Genomic DNA, 6,907 nt, shown 5'->3' with positions numbered 1-6,907 from the left:
TCTTGGTTGAGGGTACTGGTGTTAAGCCTTATCTTGCTTCTAAGTTACGTGGTTGTGTAGCGATTGGTGCTTCGGGCGGTCAGTTTATATCTAGTAAAGAAACTTTACAAAGTTACTTTGATGCGATTGGGGCTAAGCCTGAATTAACTAGATTGGAATATGCGATCGATGCGGGTGACATTGTTAACCCGTCCGTGATGCGCCGCCATGAGAAAAATCTGGATTTCTTGACTGAGCTAGATTTTGCAATTGATGTTCTCTGGTGGGGTCAGGTTTCTAAAACGGATGATGATATTGATGAGTTATCTACTGATGCAGCGATTCAGCTTTTGATGGTTGAGCAGTTTTTTCAGATTGCTAATTACCAGCCCAAACCTAAGTTTTCACCGTTCCAGTGGTTAAAAGATAAACTTTTTCCGAAGAAGGTGGCTAATGGTTTTGCTAATAAATCTGACAAACCAAGGCGATCACCTCAATCTACCTTGCCCAAATTTGTATATGAGGCTGGGGCAAGACTGGAAACTTGGCGAGATTCATTATTAACTTACAAACATATCCTTGATGCTTCGGCGACGGGTACGGGCAAAAGTTATGATGCGGGGCAGTTGCGTCCTGAGATGTTTGATGGTGTTGAAAGGATCATCTATATATCTAATGATTCTCGTAATGTCACGACTTCCACTTTGCAAGATTGGGAGATTTTACCTGCGCGTCACAACGGCTTAACTAATAAATCTGGTAAGTTACGCCGTGCTAAACATGGTGAAACTCTTCATGCTCAGGCGAACTGCTCTCGGACTGGGGCTATTTCGGCTCTGCGTGATAAAGGAGTTGCTGATACTAAGGTCATTTGTGAGACTTGCCCTTTACTGAATGCTTGTCGTAGCAATTCAGGTGATGGATTTGGCTTTAGACATCAAAGAGCGATCGCTTTTAATTCTAAGATCTTGAGATCTCATCCCATGAGTTTACCTAGTCCTGATGAGTTTGATTATTCCAAAACTTTGCTTATCTGGGAGGAGGTATCGGAGAGTTTGACGACGATGCGTCAGATTTCCGTTGGTCGGGAGGATGTGGATCAGGCGATCGCTTTGATTTCTCGCTCTAGTCTTGACCATAGGCAACAGATTATTGATGTTCTCAATAATTTGCATGGTTTGCTTGGTAATAAGTCTTACCACGGGCTAGATTTTCATGGAATTAAATCGGCAATTCCTGAAGTTATTGATACAACTTTGTTGGCTGAATTACTTAAACCAGATCTATCGATTCTCGATACGGTTGATGGCATTGCTGATTCTGAGTTTGAGAATGCTAAGGGTAAGGATAAGCGCGAGTTGGCTAAGTTTCATGCTTTGCTAAAACGAGAAACTACTTTCCATGCTGATGAAATTAGGCAAAAGATTGACCGTGAGGTTTTGAAGCAATGGTTGGTGGAGTTTTTGGATATTCTTTCTGGGGCTATTTCTCACGGTGATTTGCATATTCAATATACAAAGTTAACTGTTTCTCTCGCGGATGAGAGGTTAAGAGATATTGCTCATAAGTCGGCAGCTAATCTTTATCTGGATGCTACGGTTGATGTGAAGGATTTACAAATGCGTCTCGATGCTCCTGTCCATACCATTAAGCAATCAGGTGAGTTGGTTATGCCGCAGATTTTTCAGGTGCATAATCTGGGGCGTTTAGGGATGCAGCGTCGTGATGGTCAGTCGGCTAAAGTGCAGGCGATTATTTCTCATCTTACGGAACTCGATCCAACTACGAAGGTGATTGATTTTAAAAAGTTTGCTAATTCTGATGCTCATGGTTTCTGGTTCCGCGATTCCCGTGGCTCTAATGATTTTAAAAATGCCAAAACTTTTGTGATTGTTGGTACTCCTTGTGCCAATATTGCCATGCTTCGTGCCGATTATGTGGCGATGACGGGCTTACATCCAATTGATAAAGATCCTGATTTTGCGGCGTTTATCGATCGCCATATTTTGGCTACTGTCCAGCAGTGTTTTGGTAGGAAGGCAGGCGATCGCTTTCAGGATGGTGATGTTATTTACTTTTTGTCGGATTTTGATCTTGGTGATATTCCTCATACTCTGATTAAGTCTGGTGATATCACTGCTGAGGCGATGTCTAATTTGGAGATTTTGCAACTTAAGGTGGCTCAGGTGATTAATGCTGTTGCAGATGGTGGTTTTGATTTGCTGAATGCTTCAGAACGCCAGTTATGTCAGTATTTTGAAATTAAGCGCGGGGTGCTGCGTTACCATTTTGATTGGATCAAACTGTTATTAGATTCTCTATATAACCAATTGATCCATAGTTTTAATGAAAATCTGGTTCCTCTTACTGATTCTGTTGATCTTGCGATCGTTGATCTTTGGGCTGRTGTAACTGAGTTATTTTTTGCTGAAGAGATACCACTAAAAGATACTTTGGCTGGCATATTTGAGTTCTTTGCTGAACATATTCCCAACTATTTGCATGGTTATGTTCTGGCTAAGCTTTCGGTTCAGGCTTGTCATAAGTTGTTCTCAACTTTGGCTGTCTTGGCGTTCTAGCTGACTATAGTTGAACTCACCTTAAGACTCTAAATCTAGCCAGATATTCTTCTCCATGACGTGAGTCAATTGAATTACTGACTGGTGAGATATTGAATGTGTCAAAACTAGATGAAAATAAATCTCGGATTTCCTCAAGTGTTGTGCCGAACGGTGGTCCATCAGGTCGATTGTGCGCCCAGAATAAGGCAATCAATTCTCCATTGAGTTTTAAAATTGACCGCACCATTTTTACATAATCGGAGCGTTGTTCGGGACGGATCGCGCAGAAACAAGTATGTTCAATGGCATAGTCAAAACTGGCTGGAAATTCTTGGGGCAATGCAAAAATATCTCTTTGTAGAAATTGTATTGATATTTCCATTGTTTGGCTTAGCTTTTGACCCATGGCGATCGCGCTAGGTGCAAAATCAAAACCAATCGTATCAAAGCCATGTTTTGCAAACAAAATCGCATCATGCCCTTGACCACAGCCTATCACTGCGGTCTTTCCAGCAATTGGAGCCTGAGTTGATGCTAGTAAACTTGTAAAAGGTGGGGCTGCCATGCCGATATCCCACTTAGCTGTATTTTCTTGATATCGCTGCTCCCAGTATTCTGGATTGATTGTTAGCATAAACCCACATTCCGCTCTTATTTTACTGAAAAAAATATTTAGAAAGCAAATCCTTATACAGCAAGTATTTTGGGCTTTAATCCCAAAAGAATCACTATTTTAACAATTTAAATAATGATTCACTAATAGGAATTACTATCATTAATTTCTCAGGAAATCGCTGAAACCCTCATTGTCTCGTTGTAAATATTTTTAGGCTTCCATTACGAGCGGAATGTGGGATAAAGTCTAATGAAATAAAATTTTGAATGGGTGAGCTATGAAACAGTTATCAGATTGGGGTATCACCAGTGATTGGTGGCGCGGGTTACGTGGTGAATATTGGGTAATCGCCCAAGGTGTTTTATTATTTGGCTTCGCAATTTTACCGAATAATAAACCTAGCTTTATTGATCTGGATTCATCTGTTGTGTCCTACGCAAGTTTAGGGCTAACGTTTGTTTCTGGTGTTGGGGCAATGATTTTATTGGGGCGCTCTCTCTTCGATCTTGGACAAAATCTGACTCCATTACCGTATCCCAGAGATGATGGTCAGTTAGTGCAAACGGGTGCTTATAGTCTGGTGCGACATCCTTTATATAGTGGTGTTATTTTTCTTGCCTTTGCTTATGCGAGTTGGCAAATAAGTTGGGTACATTTTTTAGGCGCGATCGCTCTATTCATTTTCTTTGATGCTAAAGCGACCAAAGAAGAGGTTTGGCTCACAGAAAAATTTCCTGCATATTCCAACTATCGTACTTCTGTGAAGAAGTTACTTCCTTGGATTTATTAGCTTATGACGGTTCTTCTTGCTCGATCAAAGATTCTATTTGAGCTATAAGTTTTTCTAGTGACTTTTGTTTTTTCTTGTCATCCCAAACTGGTGATTTTTTTAGCCTTTGAATAGAACTTGTAAATCTATTCTTTAATGTGATGGGTTTTTCAATGCTTTGACTTGCTTTGATATCACGAATTTTCTCCTTTATCTGAACTAGGGACAAACTCTCGGTGATTGTTTCATTTAATAATAACTGGCGAAGATCGGCATCTTTAACTGTAGCGATCGCCGTTGCTTTGGTATATTCGATTTGTCCTTGACGTAGTGCTTCTAGTACTTCTGTCGGCAAATTTAGTAAAGGTAAGCGATGTGATATAAAAGTGTCCCACTTGATTAAGCCAAACCCTTCAAACGTTGATCTAATAATTTCAATTTCTGAATTACTTACAGTATTTTTTTCAACCTCACCACGAACCTCGTGGCGCATTCGATACAAAGTGGCGATCGCTTGCTCTTGAGGAATTTTTAACTTTAGAGCCAAAATTTGTAAAATAGCTTCAGTTTCTTCGAGGGGATTAAGGTTCTCGCGATGTAAATTTTCAACCAACCGAATTAAACTGGTTTCTTCATCTGATAACTCTTTGACAATAGCAGGAATTTTTGAGAGCCCAATTTCTTTACAAGCTCTAAAGCGCCGTTCTCCAGCGACTAGCTCATAATGATCAGAGTTTTGAGCAGATTTTATTGACCTTAATAAAATTGGTTCTAAAACACCATGCTGCTTGATCGATGCGACTAATTCCTGCATTTTCTCAGGATCAAAGTAGCGTCGGGGCTGTTTGGGTGGCAGATCAATTTTGGTGATTTCAATTTCTCGATTCAGTCCAAAATCTTCATCTTCATCAAGCAGTAGAGGAGCCAAATTTTTTAATTTTGTTCTCTCAGAATTTAAGTTTTTCTGCATTACAGTGCCTCCATTGCTAACGATATTTCATCAAAAACTGCTAAAACTGCTAAGTGATTTTCGCTTTTTTTCTTAATGTATTCCAGAAAAGGCTTGCCATATTGAGAAGCTTCAGATACAGCAGTAGCACGAGGCAACGGAGAGAATACTGTGCTGATTTGGGATAACTGTGAATTAATAGACTCAAGAGTTTGACGATCCATAGAGTTGCTAGACCAATATCTTGTAGGCAAGAAACCTGCGATCGCTAAGCTTTTATTCAGCTTACGACGAATTGTTCGGAATGTTCCTAATAACATATCAGTACCCATCAATGCTTTGTACTGAGTTTCAATTGGCACTAACATATGAGTTGCTGCCACTAAACAATTGATACTTAAAAGTCCCAAGCTAGGAGGACAATCAATCAGAATATAGTCATAGTCATCAAGAATAGGCTCTAGAATTTCCTTGAGTCTAAACTCACGCTGTATTGCTGTTGCTAGGCGAATTTCGGCATTTGCTAAAGCTACAGATGCGGGAACCAAGCTCATTTTATGTAACTGTTCTGGGTAGATCGATATGGCGACTCTATCACTCTCGTTCTCTGGCTCATCAGCGATAAGGGCATCGTAAATTGTGTCCTGTAGATTTGTAATGTCAATCCCCATGAAAATTGTTAATGAAGCCTGTGGATCCATATCTACTAGTAGGACTCGATGCCCTCTTAAAGCAAGGTGATAGCCTAAGTTTTGGGTAACTGTAGACTTACCAACTCCGCCAGCTTGATTAAATAATGCAATAATTTTAGTCATAGCTTTTTGGCAGTTTTGACAAAGCTTTTTTAGAATACAACATTTTTGGAGCTTGCAGCTTTTTGATCGAGTTATTCTGGCTTATATTTCTGGTTACAACGTTGTAACCAGAAATATAAGGTGGTTTCAAAAGCTCTAAAGTCCTTTATTTCTATGGTCTTGACATAGTTAAATCAATTTTTCTAAGTCCTAAAATCTAAAAGTTATGCCGAACATATACGAACTTTCTCAAGAAGTATATCAGTTAGAAAAATTTGAGCAAATTGTTTCTGGGAAAAACATCCAGATTGAGCGCATTATTTCCACAGGACAAATTACTCCGTCAGGACAGTGGTATGACCAAGAACTTGATGAATGGGTAATCTTGATTCAAGGTGAAGCTGAGCTTTCCTATGCAGACGATACGAGAATAAAACTAAAAGCGGGAGATTATCTGCTCATTCCCGCACATACAAAGCATCGTGTTGAATATACCAGTATCGAGCCAGCCTGTATTTGGCTTGCTGTGCATGGGCAACTTTCCTCTTAACTAATCCAAATCTCGTTTGAATCATAAAAGCTTCCTCGTTGCTCAAGTTTGAAATCACCCAAAAGTAAACCGAGCCAAATTTCTACAATTGGTAAAGGCAAAGCAGTTTGTAAGTCTATCAAGCGCATAGGAGAAAAGTTGCTTCTAATGTAATGCGCGATCGCCTCAATCCAAGCCGAAACATTTTCAGTGTGAGCATTACTAATAGCTTGTTCTAACTCCTCCTCAAAACTAAGTAAACTCTCCTGCTCCAAAGCTTTAATCAAAACCTCCTTATCAATTGCGCCAACAATCGCATTACCATTTTTCGTTTGTTCAGGATTCTTCCTCGGTAAACTCGGCAATGGCTCAATAAACTGGTCAAAATCCACCACCATAGACTGACGCACATAACGATCAAAAGCATCATCAGCCATGATCGGCTCATCCTTTACCGCACGAGAAAGCAACTCCTCAAATAAATAGCTAGAGCGATCGCAAAACAAATCAGCAATCTGACAAACTGCTTCTCCTGCCACTCGCAACTGCGATCGCGTATCGAGATCAATATTCCATAATTCGACTCTAACCCACATTCCGCTCGTAATGGAATGAGAAAAACAATTACGAAACAGGTGCAGGGAGCAAATAATAGCGTTGGCAGGTGGGAGAAAAAAACTTTAAAATATGAAGCCGAAGAGGAGACAAAT

Annotated in this window: 6 protein-coding genes and 1 pseudogene; 3 read left to right on the top strand and 4 right to left on the bottom strand. The window is 40.0% G+C overall.

Translation table 11 applies throughout. The features are described from left to right. Positions 1-2,558: pseudogene (locus tag B9G53_RS27670) on the top strand (hypothetical protein); the annotation flags it as partial. Between the two features lie 16 nt (positions 2,559-2,574). Here the strand turns inward: B9G53_RS27670 and B9G53_RS23510 are convergent. Continuing rightward, positions 2,575-3,174: a methyltransferase domain-containing protein gene (locus tag B9G53_RS23510; protein ID WP_094535870.1), complete on the bottom strand. Its 600-nt coding sequence runs from the start codon at positions 3,172-3,174 to the stop codon at positions 2,575-2,577. Between the two features lie 259 nt (positions 3,175-3,433). On the opposite strand from B9G53_RS23510, the gene B9G53_RS23505 reads away from it, so the two are divergent. Beyond that, positions 3,434-3,946, top strand: coding sequence for an isoprenylcysteine carboxylmethyltransferase family protein (locus B9G53_RS23505; protein ID WP_094535869.1), 513 nt, complete (start codon positions 3,434-3,436; stop codon positions 3,944-3,946). 1 nt (position 3,947) lies between these two features. On the opposite strand, the gene B9G53_RS23500 is transcribed toward B9G53_RS23505, so the two are convergent. Beyond that, entirely contained in the window at positions 3,948-4,895 is a 948-nt protein-coding gene (locus B9G53_RS23500) for a ParB/RepB/Spo0J family partition protein (RefSeq protein ID WP_094535868.1), read from the bottom strand. Further along, positions 4,895-5,689 carry a ParA family protein gene (locus B9G53_RS23495; RefSeq protein ID WP_094535867.1) on the bottom strand — a complete coding sequence of 265 codons (795 nt, stop codon included), beginning with the start codon at positions 5,687-5,689 and terminating at the stop codon, positions 4,895-4,897. Before B9G53_RS23495 ends, B9G53_RS23500 begins: the two co-directional genes overlap by 1 nt. A gap of 205 nt (positions 5,690-5,894) precedes the next feature. Here B9G53_RS23495 and B9G53_RS23490 point away from each other — a divergent pair, with 205 nt between their 5' ends. Next, positions 5,895-6,218 carry a cupin domain-containing protein gene (locus B9G53_RS23490; RefSeq protein ID WP_094535866.1) on the top strand — a complete coding sequence of 108 codons (324 nt, stop codon included), beginning with the start codon at positions 5,895-5,897 and terminating at the stop codon, positions 6,216-6,218. On the opposite strand, the gene B9G53_RS23485 is transcribed toward B9G53_RS23490, so the two are convergent. Beyond that, complete coding sequence (locus B9G53_RS23485) at positions 6,215-6,793, bottom strand: hypothetical protein (protein WP_094535865.1); 579 nt, start codon at positions 6,791-6,793, stop codon at positions 6,215-6,217. The genes B9G53_RS23490 and B9G53_RS23485 overlap by 4 nt on opposite strands. Positions 6,794-6,907 lie beyond the last annotated feature (114 nt).

The sequence above is a fragment of the Pseudanabaena sp. SR411 genome, from assembly GCF_002251945.1.
Classification (GTDB): Bacteria; Cyanobacteriota; Cyanobacteriia; order Pseudanabaenales; family Pseudanabaenaceae; genus Pseudanabaena.
The sequence above is the reverse complement of the archived record's forward strand: the minus strand, read 5'-3'. Positions and strand labels throughout refer to the sequence as shown.